Origin of the sequence: Sulfitobacter sp. HI0027 (assembly GCF_001634775.1) — a bacterium.
GTDB lineage: Bacteria > Pseudomonadota > Alphaproteobacteria > Rhodobacterales > Rhodobacteraceae > Sulfitobacter.
Genome location: NZ_LWER01000192.1, coordinates 35,969 through 50,250, shown reverse-complemented (window position 1 = coordinate 50,250; position 14,282 = coordinate 35,969). Strand labels below are relative to the sequence as shown.

Sequence of the window (14,282 nt, the reverse complement as noted above, 5' to 3'; positions counted from 1 at the left end):
CGACAGGGGGAGGGCGCTCACGTCCTCGGCCATGGGTCAGGCCCAGTTGTAGTTGAATGAGACCGAAACGCGGTCTTCTTCGATCATGTTCATTGGCACCTCATGGCGCAGCCAGCTTTCCCAGAGCAGCACGTCGCCCGCGTCGGGTGCGACATAGATGAAGGGGCGCAGCTCTTCGCGGGCGTCTTTCACCCGGCCCGGCGCGGCCATCATCATCGGCAGGCGCGGATCCTCGAAGCGGATCGCGCTGGCGCCTTCGGGCATGGTCACATAGGTCGTGCCAGAGATCACGGAGTGGGGGTGGATATGCGAGGTGTGGATGCCTCCTTCGGGCAGGATGTTCAGCCACAGGGAGTCGAGCACCAGCTTGCGCTCGCCCAGATCGAAGTCGAGATCCTTGGCAAAGGCGGCCACATGTTTGTCCAGCACCGCGACCAGATCTTTGAAGATCGGGAACCGGTAGGGCAGGTCATCGAGCGACGCATAAGAGGTGTAGCCCGCATAGCCGTTCTCTTCGCACCAGTCCTGCCCGGCCTCATCATCCTCGGCGATCGAGAAACAAGAGGCGGCGAGCTCATCGGTGTCGATGGGTTTGCCATGGTCCGACAGGGCGGCGTGATAGAGGCGGGTGGCGAAAAGCGATTTGATGTTTGACATAGGCCCTTCTTATGCGGAACATGTTCCTATCGCCAGCGTCTTTCCCGCCTAATTCACAGGCGCCGGGCCATCGGGGGTTGCCATGTGCGACCTCAGCGCGTATTGGCACCTTTCATCATGAACTCCACCAGAATCATGGTCACCCCACAGGGGCCTACTGGTGATGTTGAAAGGAAGAGGCCGTGAAAGCCAGCGAACTGCACGACAAGACGCCGGACCAGCTCCGCGACGAACTTGTGAACCTGAAAAAAGAATCCTTCAACTTGCGTTTTCAGCAGGCCACCGGCCAGTTGGAAAACCCCGCACGTCTGAAGACCGTGAAGCGTGACGTGGCCCGTGTCCACACCGTGCTGAACCAGAAAGCCGCTGCTGCGGCAGCCGAATAATAGGAGCCTGAAACATGCCCAAGCGTATCCTTACAGGCACCGTGACATCGGACGCCAACGCACAAACAGTTTCCGTTTCCGTAGAGCGTCGCTTTACGCATCCGGTTCTGAAAAAGACCATCCGTAAGTCCAAGAAGTACCGGGCTCACGATGAGAACAACACATACAAAGTGGGCGACAGCGTTCGCATCATCGAGTGTGCACCAAAGTCGAAAACCAAACGTTGGGAAGTTCTGACTTCGGACAAGACCGAAGTCTGAGCCCCTTAAACGAAACCCTGGGATGAGGGCCGCATCGCCCCCCAGAAGGTCGGGAGAAACCAAATGATCCAGATGCAGACCAACCTGGATGTTGCTGACAACAGCGGCGCGCGCCGTGTTCAGTGCATCAAGGTCCTGTGTGGTTCCAAGCGTAAATACGCATCCGTCGGCGACATCATTGTCGTCTCGGTCAAGGAAGCCATCCCGCGCGGTCGTGTGAAAAAAGGCGACGTCCGTAAGGCCGTTGTCGTTCGCACTGCCAAAGAAGTTCGTCGTGAAGATGGCACCGCCATCCGCTTCGACCGCAACGCTGCTGTTATCCTGAATAACAACAACGAGCCTGTCGGCACCCGTATCTTCGGGCCGGTAGTTCGTGAGCTGCGTGCGAAGAACTTCATGAAAATCATCTCGCTCGCTCCGGAGGTGCTGTAATCATGGCTGCTAAACTTCGCAAAGGTGACAAGGTCATCGTCCTGTCCGGCAAGGACAAGGGCAAGACGGGCACCATCTCGTCTGTTGACCCCAAGTCGAACAAGGCCATCGTTGACGGCGTGAAAATCGCCATCCGCGCAACGCGCCAGACACAGACATCTCAGGGCGGCCGCATCCCCAAGGCGATGCCGATCGACCTGAGCAACCTCGCACTGGTGGATGCCAATGGCAAAGCCACGCGCGTAGGTTTCAAAATCGAAGGCGACAAGAAAGTGCGCTTTGCCAAGACCACGGGGGACGTGATCGATGCTTGATACCGCAACCTACACACCCCGCCTTCAGGCCGAATACCGCGAGAAGATCCGCGCCGCCCTGAAAGAGGAATTCGGCTACAAGAACGACATGATGATCCCCAAGCTGGACAAGATCGTTCTGAACATCGGCTGCGGTGCCGAAGCCGTGCGCGACAGCAAAAAAGCCAAGTCGGCTCAGGAAGACCTGACCGCGATTGCAGGCCAGAAGGCTCTGACAACCGTGGCCAAGAAATCCATCGCTGGTTTCCGCGTACGTGAAGACATGCCTTTGGGTGCGAAAGTTACCCTGCGTGGCGACCGCATGTACGAATTCCTTGATCGTCTGATCACGATCGCAATGCCCCGTATCCGTGACTTCCGCGGCATCTCGGGCAAGAGCTTTGACGGCCGTGGCAACTACGCCATGGGCATGAAAGAGCATATCGTGTTCCCCGAAATCGACTTCGACAAAGTTGACGAGACTTGGGGTATGGACATCGTGATCGCCACCACGGCGAAAACCGACGCTGAAGCCAAGGCGCTGTTGAAAGCTTTCAACATGCCCTTCAATTCATAAGCGCGGGAAGGATTAGAAATGGCTAAGAAATCCATGATTGAGCGCGAGAAGAAGCGCGAAGCACTGGTCAAAAAGTACGCTGAGAAGCGCGCGGCTCTGAAAGAGATCGTGAGCGACGAAAGCAAACCGATGGAAGAGCGTTTCCGCGCTTCCCTGAAACTGGCGAAACTGCCGCGCAACAGCTCTGCTGTGCGTCTGCACAACCGTTGCCAGCTGACGGGCCGCCCGCACGCCTACTATCGTAAACTGAAAATTTCGCGGATCGCGCTGCGGGACCTCGGCTCTTCGGGCCAAATCCCCGGCATGGTCAAGTCGAGCTGGTAAGGAGCGCATCAGATGAACGATCCTATCGCAGATATGCTGACACGCATCCGTAACTCTTCGCTGCGCGGCAAATCCACCGTCTCCACACCGGCTTCCAAGCTGCGTGCATGGGTCTTGGACGTGCTGGCCGACGAAGGCTACATCCGCGGCTACGAAAAAGTCACGGGCGCCGATGGCCACCCCGCCATCGAGATCAGCCTCAAGTACTACGAAGGCGAACCTGTTATTCGTGAGCTGAAGCGGGTTTCCAAGCCCGGTCGTCGCGTCTACATGGCCGTCAATGACATCCCCGTTGTCCGTCAGGGCCTCGGCGTGTCGATTGTCTCCACCTCCAAAGGTGTGATGTCGGACGCATCTGCACGCTCTGCCAATGTTGGCGGCGAAGTGCTCTGCACCGTATTCTAAGGAGAAGACAATGTCTCGTATTGGTAAGAAACCAGTCGCCATGCCTTCGGGCGTCTCGGCATCGGTGAGCGGTCAGACGATCGAAGTGAAGGGCCCCAAGGGCACCCGCAGCTTCCGCGCAACTGACGACGTGACCCTGACGGTCGAAGACGATGCAATCTCTGTGACACCGCGTGGCAAGTCCAAGCGCGCACGTCAGCAGTGGGGCATGTCCCGCACCATGATTGAAAACCTCGTGACCGGCGTCACCGAGGGCTTCAAGAAGGAGCTGGAAATCCAGGGTGTTGGTTATCGTGCGGCCGTCAATGGCAACACGCTGAAACTGAACCTCGGCCTCAGCCACGATGTAGACTACGTTGCGCCCGAAGGCGTCACCGTGACAGCACCGAAGCAGACCGAAATCGTTGTGGAAGGCATTGACGAACAGCTTGTTGGTCAGGTCGCCGCGAACATCCGTGCATGGCGCAAGCCCGAGCCCTATAAGGGCAAAGGCATCCGCTATAAGGGTGAGTTCGTGTTCCGCAAAGAAGGCAAGAAGAAGTAAGGAACGGAAAGATGGCAAACACCAAAAGACAGCTGTTCCTGAAACGCCGCATGCGCGTTCGGAACAAACTCCGCAAAGTGAACGCCGGGCGTCTTCGCCTGTCGGTACACCGTTCGTCCAAAAACATCTCGGCTCAGCTGATCGACGATGTGAACGGCGTGACACTGGCTTCCGCTTCCTCGATGGAAAAGGATCTGGGCGTTTTCGGCAAGAACAACATCGAAGCAGCGACCAAGGTCGGTGCCGCGATTGCCGAACGTGCCAAGAAAGCTGGCGTCGAAGAAGCATACTTCGACCGTGGCGGCTTCCTCTTCCACGGCAAGGTAAAGGCTCTGGCCGACGCCGCGCGTGAAGGTGGTTTGAAGATCTGATTGTGCGGTGCGTGGGCAACCACGCACCCGCTTTCATATGGAGGCTGTGCCCCGCGCATAGCTTTCCTTCGAAGAGGGCCGGGTTGGCCCTCTCGATGATCCGGGGGCCAAGGGCTCACCAGGATTGATCCTAAGGGCCTCAGGGCCACAGAAAAAGGAAGATGCCAGATGGCAAGAGATGACAACCGTGGGGGCAACCGCCGCAACCAACGCGACGAAACCCCGGAATTCGCTGACCGTCTGGTCGCGATCAACCGCGTGTCCAAGACCGTTAAGGGTGGTAAGCGTTTCGGCTTCGCCGCACTCGTGGTCGTGGGCGATCAGAAAGGCCGCGTGGGCTTTGGTAAGGGTAAAGCGAAAGAAGTACCCGAGGCCATCCGCAAGGCGACTGAGCAAGCCAAGCGTCAGATGATCCGCGTTCAACTGCGCGAAGGCCGCACCCTGCACCACGACATGCATGGTCGCCACGGCGCAGGCCGCGTTATCATGCGTACAGCACCTGAAGGTACCGGTATCATCGCCGGTGGTCCGATGCGTGCCGTGTTCGAGATGCTGGGCGTGAAAGACGTTGTGTCCAAATCGGTCGGTTCGCAGAACCCCTACAACATGATCCGCGCCACTCTGGACGGTCTGAAGAAAGAGCAATCGCCCCGTTCCGTCGCGCAGCGTCGCGGCAAGAAAGTGGCTGACATTCTGCCCAAGCGTGAAGACAACGTAGAGTCCTCCGCACAAGTGGCTGAGGAGGCATAAGCATGGCCAAGACACTCGTAATCAAGCAGGTCGGCTCGCCGATCCGCCGCCCCGCCAAGCAAAAGGCAACTTTGGTTGGCTTGGGACTGAACAAAATGGGTCGTACCCGTGAGCTGGAAGATACCCCTTCGGTCCGCGGCATGATCAACAAGGTCTCGCATATGGTTGAGATCGTCGAAGAGAAAGGCTGAACTTTGGTTCAGCGGTAGAGTGGGGGACCACTCTACGAAAGCGCCTCGCAGGGAACTGCGGGGCGTTTTGTTTTCTTTCGGTCAGTTCTGGGGCTCAAAACCAACTTGATCCCAAAGGAGTGTCCTTGCTTCCTCCCAAAGTTCTCTGTCATCAGGTTCGATATAGTCGAGGGCGCGATAAAGACGGTTTATGCCGGCATTCAGTTCGCCTTCTAAGATCAGGCACTTCGCCTCTTCCACCCATGCTGCGTTTCTTTTTGCTACCAAATTATTTGTCGCATTCTCCGCTGCGACGAGTTGATTTAGTAAGGCTCGGTCCCTCGCGATCACCTTCTGATCATCTCGGCGTGCATCGTAATAAGGTTCGTTCCCGCGGCGGATCAAATTGGACACCCGATTTGCGGTTTCGGCAAACGCTACGATTTTAGGAAGCGCTTCGGTGCAATCGCTTGCGTCCAGTAGGGCTTCATACTCATCTTCCATTGCTTCTAGGTCTTCCAGCGTTATCGGCTGGCTGTCTGAATCAAATATCTCATAACGCGACAAAGCAGTTTCGTCGTTTTCCGCAGCATGAATGGAACTCGCCATCAAAATGAACGGAAATAGCAATTCTCTTTTTCTCATAATCTCTCACACTATACTAAAACGAATGGGGTAAGATTGAACTTTAGTTGCGGGCCCTAGCAACCTCAAAGTTTCAGAGAGCTATCCGGGTTGGTATTACGTTGTAAAATTCTAACTGAATGCGAGTCTTGGCCGGGGCTCTGCCACCCCCCTTGTCACCCGCCACGCCATCCCCTATACGCCCCCGGTGGCCCGTGTTGGGTCGCAATGGAATCGCAACGCCGCGTTTGGCCACTCCCGTCGCTGGGGGCCATTTCCGGCATAAGGAGAAGCGACATGAAACTGCACGAACTTTCCGACAACGAAGGCGCAACCAAGAAGCGTATGCGCGTTGGCCGTGGTCCCGGCTCTGGCAAGGGTAAGATGGGTGGCCGTGGTATCAAGGGTCAAAAGTCCCGTTCCGGTGTCAGCATCAACGGCTACGAAGGCGGCCAGATGCCAATCTACCAGCGTCTGCCCAAGCGTGGCTTCAACAAGCCAAACCGCAAATCTTTCGCTGTTGTGAACCTGGGCCTGATCCAGAAATTCATCGACGCCAAGAAGCTCGACGCCGGCAACACCATCGACGGTGCCGCCCTGATCGCTTCCGGTCTGGTCCGTCGTGAGCTGGACGGTATCCGCGTTCTGGCAAAGGGTGACATCACCTCCAAGATCGACCTGAACGTCGCTGGCGCTTCCAAGTCCGCCATTGAGGCGGTGGAGAAAGCAGGCGGCAAGGTGACCGTGACCGCCCCCAAGGCGGCCGAGGCATCCGAGTAAAGCGGCCTTAAGGCTTGTGAGCGGCGCGCCAGCCGCTTACATATCCTCAAGTTTTCCCGAACGCCGCCCGCCGGAAAACGGCCCGGGCGGCGTTTTCGCAACAAAAGAAGAGACCCCTCATGGTATCTGCCGTCGAAAACATGGCCGCGAACACGAGCTGGGCCGCATTGGGCAAGGCAACAGACCTGCGCAATCGGATCCTGTTCACACTCGGGCTGCTTATCGTTTACCGCCTTGGCACCTTTATCCCGGTGCCCGGCATCGACGGCGGCGCACTGCGTGACTTCATGGAGAGCGCGGGCCAAGGCATCGGCGGCATGGTGTCGATGTTCACCGGCGGCGCGCTTGGCCGGATGGGTATCTTCGCTCTGGGCATCATGCCCTATATTTCGGCCTCGATCATCGTTCAGTTGCTGACCTCCATGGTCCCGGCGCTGGAACAGTTGAAAAAAGAGGGCGAACAGGGGCGCAAGAAGATCAACCAGTACACGCGCTACGGCACCGTGGCGCTGGCGACCCTGCAGTCCTACGGTCTTGCGGTCAGCCTCCAGGCTGGTGACATCGTGGCCGATGGGCAGATGGGCTTTAGCTTCATCGCCGCCTGTATGATTACCCTCGTCGGCGGCACCATGTTCCTGATGTGGCTGGGTGAGCAGATCACCGCACGCGGCATCGGCAACGGCATCTCGCTGATCATCTTCGTCGGCATCATCGCCGAGGTTCCCGCCGCCATCGCGCAGTTCTTCGCTTCGGGCCGCTCCGGTGCGATCAGCCCTGCGGTGATCGTGGGTGTGCTGGTCATGGTGATTGCGACGATCATGTTCGTAGTCTTCATGGAGCGCGCGCTGCGGAAAATACACATCCAATACCCCCGCCGTCAGGTCGGGATGAAGATGTATGACGGCGGTACCAGCCACCTGCCGGTAAAGGTGAACCCGGCGGGCGTGATCCCGGCGATCTTCGCCTCGTCCTTGCTGCTTCTGCCGGTTACCGTCAGCACGTTTTCGGGCAATTCCACCAGCCCGGTGATGTCGTGGCTTCTGGCGAACTTCGGCCCCGGCCAGCCGCTTTACCTGCTGTTCTTCGTGGCGATGATCGTCTTCTTTGCTTATTTCTATACCTTCAACGTCAGCTTCAAACCTGATGACGTGGCCGACAACCTGAAGAACCAGAACGGCTTTGTCCCTGGCATCCGCCCCGGCAAGCGCACCTCCGAGTATCTGGAGTATGTGGTCAACCGCATCCTCGTTCTCGGCTCGGCCTATCTGGCGGCGGTCTCTGTTCTGCCCGAGATTCTGCGCGGCCAGTTCGCCATTCCCTTCTACTTCGGTGGCACCTCGGTGCTGATCGTCGTCTCGGTCACCATGGATACGATCCAACAGGTTCAAAGCCATCTGCTGGCGCACCAGTATGAAGGTCTGCTTGAGAAGTCTCAGCTGCGCGGCAAAGGCGCGGGCAAAGGCAAAGGTACACGCAAGAAACGGAGCCCCGTACGTCGATGAATATTATCCTACTCGGGCCTCCGGGCGCAGGCAAAGGCACCCAAGCACGTCATCTGGTCGAGACCCGCAACATGGTTCAGCTCTCCACCGGCGACATGCTGCGTGAAGCCAAGGACAGCGGCACGGAGATGGGCAAGATCGTGGCCGATGTCATGGACCGCGGCGCGCTGGTCACCGATGAGATCGTCATCGGCCTGATCCGCGAAAAGCTTACCGACAAAGCCGAGCATGGCGGCTTTATTTTTGACGGTTTCCCCCGCACGCTGGCGCAGGCCGACGCGCTGGCCGATTTGATGCAGCAAGAGGGCCAGACCCTCGACGCCGTGATCGAGATGAAGGTCGACGATGAGGCACTGGTCGCCCGCATCACCGCACGCTCGACCTGTGCGTCCTGCGGCGAGGTCTACAACGACCTGACCAAGCCGATCCCCGAAGATGGTAAATGTAGCAACTGCGGCGGGACCGAGTTCAAGCGCCGCGCGGACGACAATGAGGAAAGCCTCAAAACCCGTCTGATGGCCTACTACAAACAGACCTCTCCGCTGATTGGCTATTACTATGCCAAAGAGATGCTCAGCGGTGTGAATGGTCTGGGTCAGATCGAAGAAGTCCGCGGCGCAATTGCGCAGATTCTCGACAAGTGATTGCCCGGTGGTGCGGGCAGGGGCGACGCCGCCTTTCGCTCCGCGCCGCCGATTCTACGGGAGTTTTGTGCAAGGCTTGACGCCCTGCGCAAAACCTCATAGTCACCCCTATCTCGCAAGAGAATCAAATTGCGGCAAGGGTTCCGCCCAGCCCCGCAAGATCACCTGATCAGCCTCAGCCCGATGGCCCAAACGCCTCGGGCTTGTGTTGTGAAAAAAGGGTCTGGAACGACGGACCCGCAACGAAAAGGAATAGCTAACGTGGCACGTATTGCCGGCGTAAACATCCCGACTGCAAAGCGGGTTCCAATCGCCCTCACCTATATCACCGGTATTGGCACCTCCTCCGCCAAAGCCATCTGCGAAGCCGTTGGCATCGACGCGACCCGTCGCGTTAACGAACTGTCCGACGCCGAAGTTCTGGCCGTGCGTGAGCACATCGACGCCAACTACACCGTCGAAGGCGACCTGCGTCGTGACACGCAGATGAACATCAAACGTCTGATGGACCTTGGTTGCTACCGTGGCCTGCGCCATCGTCGTAACCTGCCCGTCCGTGGTCAGCGTACCCACACCAATGCTCGCACCCGCAAAGGCCCCGCAAAGGCCATTGCTGGCAAGAAGAAATAAGGGAGGGTCTGATCAATGGCACGCGATAAGACAAAGACCAAGCGTAAGGTCTCCAAGAACATCGCCGCAGGCGTGGCGCATGTGAACTCGAGCTTTAACAACACCAAGATCCTAATCTCGGATGTTCAAGGCAACGCAATCTCCTGGTCCTCCGCTGGCACCATGGGCTTCAAAGGGTCGCGTAAATCGACACCCTATGCCGCTCAGATGGCCGCAGAAGATGCTGGCCGCAAGGCGCAGGATCACGGTGTCAAGACGCTGGAAGTCGAAGTACAGGGCCCCGGTTCGGGTCGTGAATCCGCACTCCGCGCTCTGGCGGCTGCCGGTTTCAACATCACGTCGATCCGTGATGTGACCCCGATGGCCCACAACGGCTGCCGCCCGCCCAAACGCCGCCGCGTTTAAGCCGGGACTGTTTTACATGGGGTCGCGCCTTGCGTGCGGCCCCATACCGCTTTTCAGAAACCTCGAGCGTTTGTGTCATTTGGACATGAGGCACAAACAAGGATGGAGGGACGCATGATCCACAAGAATTGGGCTGAATTGATCAAGCCGCAACAGCTTGACGTCAAGCCGGGCAACGACCCCGCACGTCAGGCGACCGTCATGGCCGAACCGCTGGAGCGGGGCTTTGGCCTGACCCTCGGCAACGCGCTGCGCCGCGTGCTGATGTCCTCGCTGCAGGGCGCGGCGATCACATCTGTGCAGATCGACAACGTACTGCACGAGTTTTCCTCCGTCGCCGGTGTGCGCGAAGACGTGACCGACATCATCCTGAACCTCAAGGGCGTCAGCCTGCGCATGGAAGTCGAAGGCCCCAAGCGCCTGTCGATCTCTGCCAAAGGTCCGGGCGTTGTGACCGCCGGTGACATCTCCGAATCCGCCGGTATCGAGATTCTGAACCGCGAGCACGTGATCTGCCACCTCGACGATGGTGCAGATGTCTACATGGAGCTGACCGTCAACACCGGCAAGGGCTATGTTTCCGCAGACAAGAACAAGCCGGAAGATGCGCCCATCGGTCTGATCCCGATCGACGCGATCTATTCGCCGGTCAAGAAGGTCTCCTATGACGTGCAGCCCACCCGTGAGGGCCAGGTGCTGGACTATGACAAGCTGACCATGAAAGTGGAAACAGACGGTTCCATCACGCCGGATGACGCCGTGGCCTTTGCCGCGCGCATCTTGCAGGACCAACTGGGCATCTTCGTGAACTTCGACGAGCCGGAATCGGCGTCCCGTCAGGACGACGACGATGGTCTTGAGTTCAACCCGCTGCTGCTCAAGAAAGTCGACGAGTTGGAACTGTCTGTGCGTTCGGCAAACTGCCTGAAGAACGACAACATCGTCTATATCGGCGACCTGATCCAGAAGACCGAAGCCGAGATGCTGCGCACCCCGAACTTCGGCCGCAAATCCTTGAACGAGATCAAGGAAGTGCTGTCGGGCATGGGTCTGCACCTTGGCATGGATGTCGAAGACTGGCCGCCAGAAAACATCGAAGACCTCGCCAAGAAGTTCGAGGATTCGTTCTAAGAGACACGGACCCGGAAACTTTTAAAGTTTCCGGGCCGATTTCTTCAAAAGAAATCGGGCGCCGTTACGACCGGGCGCAAGCCCCAAGGAGAGCCCAAGACACGCATCGCGGGCCAGACAAAGCAAAACCGCCCGTAGAGGGCTTCACGATTGGAGTAAGACAATGCGTCACGCACGTGGATACCGCCGCCTGAACCGTACACATGAACACCGCAAGGCGCTGTTCTCGAACATGGCAGGCTCGCTCATCGAGCATGAGCAAATCAAAACAACCTTGCCGAAAGCCAAGGAACTCAAGCCGATCATCGAAAAGATGATCACGCTGGCCAAACGCGGCGATCTGCACGCCCGTCGTCAGGCCGCCGCCAAGCTGAAAGAAGACCAGTATGTCGCGAAACTGTTCGACATCCTCGGCCCGCGCTACAAAGACCGCCAAGGTGGTTACGTTCGCGTTCTGAAAGCTGGCTTCCGCTATGGTGACATGGCGCCTATGGCGATCATCGAATTCGTCGACCGCGACCGCGACGCCAAAGGCGCCGCCGACAAAGCGCGTCTGGCCGAAGAAGACGCCGCAGAATAAGATCTCGCAGATTGCGGAATGGAAAGCCCTGCCATTTGGCGGGGCTTTTTCGTTGTCGCGGCAGAGATTTCAAGATCATTCCGAAATGGGAGTTGCGCCAGCCGGGGCGGCTGCGCATATCTGACGGCATGAGATATTTGCTGATGATCCTGACGCTGCTTGCCGCCCCCCTAGCGGCGCAGCAGGTGCCCAGTTCCGCCGCGCAGATGCAGTTGAGTTTCGTGCCACTGGTCAAACAGGCCACCCCCGCGGTGGTCAACATCTACGCCCGCATCCTGACCAAGCCACAGCGCACGCCGCTTCAGGCCGACCCGTTTTTCGAACGGTTCTTTCGGGATCCCTTCTCAGAGCGGCCGCGCGTGCAGAATTCGCTCGGCTCCGGGGTGATTCTATCGGCGGATGGCATCGTGGTGTCGAACTATCATGTGGTGGGCACGGCGACTGATATCCGTGTGGTCCTGAATGACCGGCGCGAGTTCAGTGCCCATGTCCTTCTGGGGGATGCGGAGAGCGATCTGGCGATTCTCAAGCTGGAAGGCGCGGCGGACCTGCCGTTTCTTGAGTTGCGCAATAGTGATGCGGTGGAGGTGGGTGAGCTTGCCTTGGCCATCGGCAATCCCTTCGGCGTGGGGCAGACGGTGTCGAGTGGGATCGTCTCGGGTCTTGCGCGGTCGGGGGCGGCGGATAATGGCGGGCAGGGCTATTTCATTCAGACCGATGCGCCGATCAACCCCGGCAACTCGGGCGGGGCGTTGATTGACATGGCGGGGCGGCTTATCGGGGTGAACACCTCGATCTTGACGCGCTCTGGCGGCAGCAACGGCATCGGCTTTGCGATCCCCGCTGATCTGGTCGCGGCCTTTGTCGCGCAGGCCCGCGCGGGGGAGGTGGCGTTCAGCCGCCCTTGGGCGGGTTTGGCCGGGCAACCGGTGGATGCGGATATGGCTGGGCCGCTGGGGCTGGATCGACCGGGCGGGATCATCGTCTCGGGGCTGCATCGCGCCAGCCCCTTCAACGCGGCGGGGCTGCAGGTGGGGGATGTCATCGTCAGCGTCGATGACCAGCCGGTCAATACGCCGTCAGAGATGGTCTACCGCATGTCGGTCGCCGGTCTTGGGCATTCCGCGCGTGTGGGCGTCAGGCGCGATGGCGTTCTGCAAGAGATGACGGTGGCGCTGATCGCCGCCCCGGATGAACCGGACCGGGCCGAGGTCACGCTGGGCACCCGGAGCCTTTTGCCCGGATTGCGCGCTGCGCGAATCAATCCGGCGGTGATTTCGGAACTGAACCTGCCGCTGGAAAGCAGTGGCGTCGTGGTCATGGATGCGGGCCGCTATGGCCCGCGTGTGGGGCTGCGGGATGGTGATGTGATCCTTTCGGTGAATGGGCTAGAGGTGGCAGAGACGCATAGTTTGGCCGCCCTGCTGTCGGGCGAGGTGCGGCGCATTCAAATGGTCATTCAACGCGGCGACCGGCGTGTCGCACTGCGGTTCAGGGGGTAGCGTGGCGGATCTATTTGGTGACGGCGACCCAGCGGCAGAGGCCGGGCACCGCCCCTTGGCGGATCGGTTGCGGCCGCGCGCGCTGTCCGAGGTGATTGGGCAAGAAAAAGTGCTTGGCCCCGATGCGCCGCTGTCGGTGATGTTGGCCGCGGGCGCGCTGTCTTCGCTGATCTTCTGGGGGCCGCCCGGCGTTGGCAAGACCACCATCGCGCGGCTTCTGGCGGATGAGACCGATCTGCATTTCGTGCAGATCAGCGCGATTTTCTCGGGCGTGCCGGAACTGCGAAAGGTTTTCGACGCGGCCAAGATGCGGCGGCGGCAGGGGCAGGGGACGCTTTTGTTTGTCGACGAAATCCACCGTTTCAACAAGGCGCAGCAGGATGGGTTCTTGCCGCATATGGAGGATGGCACGATCCTTCTGGTCGGTGCCACCACCGAGAACCCGAGTTTCGAATTGAACGCCGCTGTGTTGTCCCGCGCGCAGGTGCTGGTGCTGGAACGCCTGCCGCTCACCGATCTGGAGCGATTGGCGCAGCGGGCCGAGCGCGAGTTGGGCAAGCCCCTGCCGTTGCAGCCCGAGGCGCGCGAGGCGCTTTTGGAGATGGCCGATGGCGACGGGCGGGCGCTGCTCAACCTGATCGAGCAGGTCACGGCGTGGAAGGGCGATGCGCCGCTCGACAAGGCGGGGCTGTCGAAACGCCTTATGCGGCGGGCCGCGCAATACGACAAATCGGGGGATTCGCATTACAACCTGATTTCCGCGCTGCACAAATCCATGCGCGGCTCGGACCCGGACGCGGCGCTTTATTGGCTGGGCCGGATGCTGGAGGGGGGGGAGGACCCGCGCTACCTGATGCGGCGCATTACCCGCATGGCGGTTGAGGACGTTGGCCTCGCCGATCCGCAAGCGCAGGCTTTCTGCCTTCAGGCGTGGGAGACCTACGAACGGCTTGGCAGCCCCGAGGGGGAGTTGGCCATCGCGCAGGCGCTGACCTACATCTGCCTCGCGCCGAAATCCAACGCCGTCTACAAAGCCTACAAGGGGGCCCGCAGGCTGGCCCGCAGCACCGGGTCAGAGCCGCCGCCCAAGCATATCCTCAACGCGCCCACTAAGCTGATGAAGGAGCAGGGCTACGGCAGCGGCTATGCCTATGACCACGACGCCGAAGACGGGTTCTCGGGGCAGAACTACTTTCCCGACACGATGGAGCGCCCCAGCCTTTACGAGCCGGTCGAACGTGGCTTCGAACGGGAGTTGAAAAAGCGACAGGATTACTTCGCGGGGCTGCGGGCCAAGCGGAAAACTTGACTCCGG

Annotated in this window: 22 protein-coding genes; 20 read left to right on the top strand and 2 right to left on the bottom strand. The window is 59.4% G+C overall.

Features of this window, described 5'->3' with window-relative positions:
• Nucleotides 1-36 precede the first annotated feature (36 nt).
• Nucleotides 37-657 (bottom strand): TIGR02466 family protein, encoded by a 621-nt coding sequence (locus A3722_RS12790; protein WP_067622256.1) that lies wholly within the window; start codon nucleotides 655-657, stop codon nucleotides 37-39.
• Between the two features lie 182 nt (nucleotides 658-839).
• Between A3722_RS12790 and rpmC the strand changes: the two genes are divergently transcribed.
• The 11 genes from rpmC to rpmD all read left to right on the top strand — a co-directional run bounded on the left by rpmC (nucleotide 840) and on the right by rpmD (nucleotide 5,190).
• Nucleotides 840-1,043, top strand: coding sequence for a 50S ribosomal protein L29 (rpmC, locus tag A3722_RS12785; protein WP_007118846.1), 204 nt, complete (start codon nucleotides 840-842; stop codon nucleotides 1,041-1,043).
• Nucleotides 1,044-1,057: 14 nt separating this feature from the next.
• Entirely contained in the window at nucleotides 1,058-1,303 is a 246-nt protein-coding gene (gene rpsQ / locus A3722_RS12780; RefSeq protein WP_067622252.1) for a 30S ribosomal protein S17, read from the top strand.
• Between the two features lie 63 nt (nucleotides 1,304-1,366).
• Nucleotides 1,367-1,735, top strand: a complete 369-nt coding sequence (gene rplN / locus A3722_RS12775) for a 50S ribosomal protein L14 (RefSeq protein WP_067622249.1) — start codon at nucleotides 1,367-1,369, stop codon at nucleotides 1,733-1,735.
• Between the two features lie 2 nt (nucleotides 1,736-1,737).
• Nucleotides 1,738-2,049: a 50S ribosomal protein L24 gene (gene rplX, locus A3722_RS12770; RefSeq protein ID WP_067267981.1), complete on the top strand. Its 312-nt coding sequence runs from the start codon at nucleotides 1,738-1,740 to the stop codon at nucleotides 2,047-2,049.
• Entirely contained in the window at nucleotides 2,042-2,605 is a 564-nt protein-coding gene (rplE, locus tag A3722_RS12765; RefSeq protein ID WP_067622246.1) for a 50S ribosomal protein L5, read from the top strand. The genes rplX and rplE overlap by 8 nt, the downstream gene beginning before the upstream one ends.
• An 18-nt stretch (nucleotides 2,606-2,623) precedes the next feature.
• The gene (rpsN, locus tag A3722_RS12760; protein ID WP_007118851.1) at nucleotides 2,624-2,929 is read left to right on the top strand and encodes a 30S ribosomal protein S14; all 306 of its coding nucleotides are present in this window, start codon (nucleotides 2,624-2,626) and stop codon (nucleotides 2,927-2,929) included.
• A gap of 12 nt (nucleotides 2,930-2,941) precedes the next feature.
• Nucleotides 2,942-3,334, top strand: coding sequence for a 30S ribosomal protein S8 (gene rpsH / locus A3722_RS12755; protein ID WP_067622243.1), 393 nt, complete (start codon nucleotides 2,942-2,944; stop codon nucleotides 3,332-3,334).
• A 10-nt stretch (nucleotides 3,335-3,344) separates the two neighbouring features.
• Complete coding sequence (gene rplF, locus A3722_RS12750) at nucleotides 3,345-3,878, top strand: 50S ribosomal protein L6 (RefSeq protein ID WP_067622240.1); 534 nt, start codon at nucleotides 3,345-3,347, stop codon at nucleotides 3,876-3,878.
• A gap of 11 nt (nucleotides 3,879-3,889) precedes the next feature.
• Nucleotides 3,890-4,249 carry a 50S ribosomal protein L18 gene (rplR, locus tag A3722_RS12745; protein WP_067622237.1) on the top strand — a complete coding sequence of 120 codons (360 nt, stop codon included), beginning with the start codon at nucleotides 3,890-3,892 and terminating at the stop codon, nucleotides 4,247-4,249.
• A gap of 168 nt (nucleotides 4,250-4,417) precedes the next feature.
• Nucleotides 4,418-4,999 (top strand): 30S ribosomal protein S5, encoded by a 582-nt coding sequence (gene rpsE / locus A3722_RS12740; RefSeq protein WP_067267992.1) that lies wholly within the window; start codon nucleotides 4,418-4,420, stop codon nucleotides 4,997-4,999.
• Nucleotides 5,000-5,001: 2 nt separating this feature from the next.
• The gene (rpmD, locus tag A3722_RS12735; protein ID WP_007118856.1) at nucleotides 5,002-5,190 is read left to right on the top strand and encodes a 50S ribosomal protein L30; all 189 of its coding nucleotides are present in this window, start codon (nucleotides 5,002-5,004) and stop codon (nucleotides 5,188-5,190) included.
• An 81-nt stretch (nucleotides 5,191-5,271) separates the two neighbouring features.
• Here the strand turns inward: rpmD and A3722_RS12730 are convergent, their stop codons facing one another.
• Nucleotides 5,272-5,814, bottom strand: coding sequence for a hypothetical protein (locus A3722_RS12730; protein ID WP_150119956.1), 543 nt, complete (start codon nucleotides 5,812-5,814; stop codon nucleotides 5,272-5,274).
• A gap of 276 nt (nucleotides 5,815-6,090) precedes the next feature.
• Between A3722_RS12730 and rplO the strand changes: the two genes are divergently transcribed.
• From rplO to A3722_RS12685, 9 genes are all read left to right on the top strand, one after another.
• Nucleotides 6,091-6,573: a 50S ribosomal protein L15 gene (gene rplO / locus A3722_RS12725; protein WP_067622231.1), complete on the top strand. Its 483-nt coding sequence runs from the start codon at nucleotides 6,091-6,093 to the stop codon at nucleotides 6,571-6,573.
• 119 nt (nucleotides 6,574-6,692) lie between these two features.
• Nucleotides 6,693-8,075: a preprotein translocase subunit SecY gene (gene secY, locus A3722_RS12720; RefSeq protein WP_067622228.1), complete on the top strand. Its 1,383-nt coding sequence runs from the start codon at nucleotides 6,693-6,695 to the stop codon at nucleotides 8,073-8,075.
• Nucleotides 8,072-8,719: an adenylate kinase gene (locus A3722_RS12715; protein WP_067622225.1), complete on the top strand. Its 648-nt coding sequence runs from the start codon at nucleotides 8,072-8,074 to the stop codon at nucleotides 8,717-8,719. Before secY ends, A3722_RS12715 begins: the two co-directional genes overlap by 4 nt.
• A 261-nt stretch (nucleotides 8,720-8,980) precedes the next feature.
• Nucleotides 8,981-9,349, top strand: coding sequence for a 30S ribosomal protein S13 (rpsM, locus tag A3722_RS12710; protein WP_007118860.1), 369 nt, complete (start codon nucleotides 8,981-8,983; stop codon nucleotides 9,347-9,349).
• 15 nt (nucleotides 9,350-9,364) lie between these two features.
• Nucleotides 9,365-9,754 carry a 30S ribosomal protein S11 gene (rpsK, locus tag A3722_RS12705; RefSeq protein ID WP_067622222.1) on the top strand — a complete coding sequence of 130 codons (390 nt, stop codon included), beginning with the start codon at nucleotides 9,365-9,367 and terminating at the stop codon, nucleotides 9,752-9,754.
• 114 nt (nucleotides 9,755-9,868) lie between these two features.
• Nucleotides 9,869-10,885, top strand: a complete 1,017-nt coding sequence (locus A3722_RS12700) for a DNA-directed RNA polymerase subunit alpha (protein ID WP_007118862.1) — start codon at nucleotides 9,869-9,871, stop codon at nucleotides 10,883-10,885.
• 163 nt (nucleotides 10,886-11,048) lie between these two features.
• Entirely contained in the window at nucleotides 11,049-11,465 is a 417-nt protein-coding gene (gene rplQ, locus A3722_RS12695) for a 50S ribosomal protein L17 (RefSeq protein ID WP_067622218.1), read from the top strand.
• Between the two features lie 128 nt (nucleotides 11,466-11,593).
• Complete coding sequence (locus A3722_RS12690; RefSeq protein ID WP_067622259.1) at nucleotides 11,594-12,967, top strand: trypsin-like peptidase domain-containing protein; 1,374 nt, start codon at nucleotides 11,594-11,596, stop codon at nucleotides 12,965-12,967.
• Nucleotide 12,968: 1 nt separating this feature from the next.
• On the top strand, nucleotides 12,969-14,276 hold the full coding sequence (locus A3722_RS12685) for a replication-associated recombination protein A (protein ID WP_067622215.1): 1,308 nt from the start codon (nucleotides 12,969-12,971) through the stop codon (nucleotides 14,274-14,276).
• The last annotated feature ends 6 nt before the right edge of the window (nucleotides 14,277-14,282 follow it).

Coding starts and splice junctions, on each gene's coding strand:
- rpmD (WP_007118856.1), top strand. CDS start 5,002: ATGGCCAAGACACTCGTAATCAAGCAGGTCGGCTCGCCGATCCGCCGC.
- rpsE (WP_067267992.1), top strand. CDS start 4,418: ATGGCAAGAGATGACAACCGTGGGGGCAACCGCCGCAACCAACGCGAC.
- rpsN (WP_007118851.1), top strand. CDS start 2,624: ATGGCTAAGAAATCCATGATTGAGCGCGAGAAGAAGCGCGAAGCACTG.
- A3722_RS12690 (WP_067622259.1), top strand. CDS start 11,594: ATGAGATATTTGCTGATGATCCTGACGCTGCTTGCCGCCCCCCTAGCG.
- rplQ (WP_067622218.1), top strand. CDS start 11,049: ATGCGTCACGCACGTGGATACCGCCGCCTGAACCGTACACATGAACAC.
- rplO (WP_067622231.1), top strand. CDS start 6,091: ATGAAACTGCACGAACTTTCCGACAACGAAGGCGCAACCAAGAAGCGT.
- rplE (WP_067622246.1), top strand. CDS start 2,042: ATGCTTGATACCGCAACCTACACACCCCGCCTTCAGGCCGAATACCGC.
- rpsH (WP_067622243.1), top strand. CDS start 2,942: ATGAACGATCCTATCGCAGATATGCTGACACGCATCCGTAACTCTTCG.
- rplF (WP_067622240.1), top strand. CDS start 3,345: ATGTCTCGTATTGGTAAGAAACCAGTCGCCATGCCTTCGGGCGTCTCG.
- A3722_RS12790 (WP_067622256.1), bottom strand. CDS start 657: ATGTCAAACATCAAATCGCTTTTCGCCACCCGCCTCTATCACGCCGCC.
- rplR (WP_067622237.1), top strand. CDS start 3,890: ATGGCAAACACCAAAAGACAGCTGTTCCTGAAACGCCGCATGCGCGTT.
- A3722_RS12730 (WP_150119956.1), bottom strand. CDS start 5,814: ATGAGAAAAAGAGAATTGCTATTTCCGTTCATTTTGATGGCGAGTTCC.
- A3722_RS12700 (WP_007118862.1), top strand. CDS start 9,869: ATGATCCACAAGAATTGGGCTGAATTGATCAAGCCGCAACAGCTTGAC.
- rplN (WP_067622249.1), top strand. CDS start 1,367: ATGATCCAGATGCAGACCAACCTGGATGTTGCTGACAACAGCGGCGCG.
- rplX (WP_067267981.1), top strand. CDS start 1,738: ATGGCTGCTAAACTTCGCAAAGGTGACAAGGTCATCGTCCTGTCCGGC.
- rpsK (WP_067622222.1), top strand. CDS start 9,365: ATGGCACGCGATAAGACAAAGACCAAGCGTAAGGTCTCCAAGAACATC.
- rpsQ (WP_067622252.1), top strand. CDS start 1,058: ATGCCCAAGCGTATCCTTACAGGCACCGTGACATCGGACGCCAACGCA.
- A3722_RS12715 (WP_067622225.1), top strand. CDS start 8,072: ATGAATATTATCCTACTCGGGCCTCCGGGCGCAGGCAAAGGCACCCAA.
- secY (WP_067622228.1), top strand. CDS start 6,693: ATGGTATCTGCCGTCGAAAACATGGCCGCGAACACGAGCTGGGCCGCA.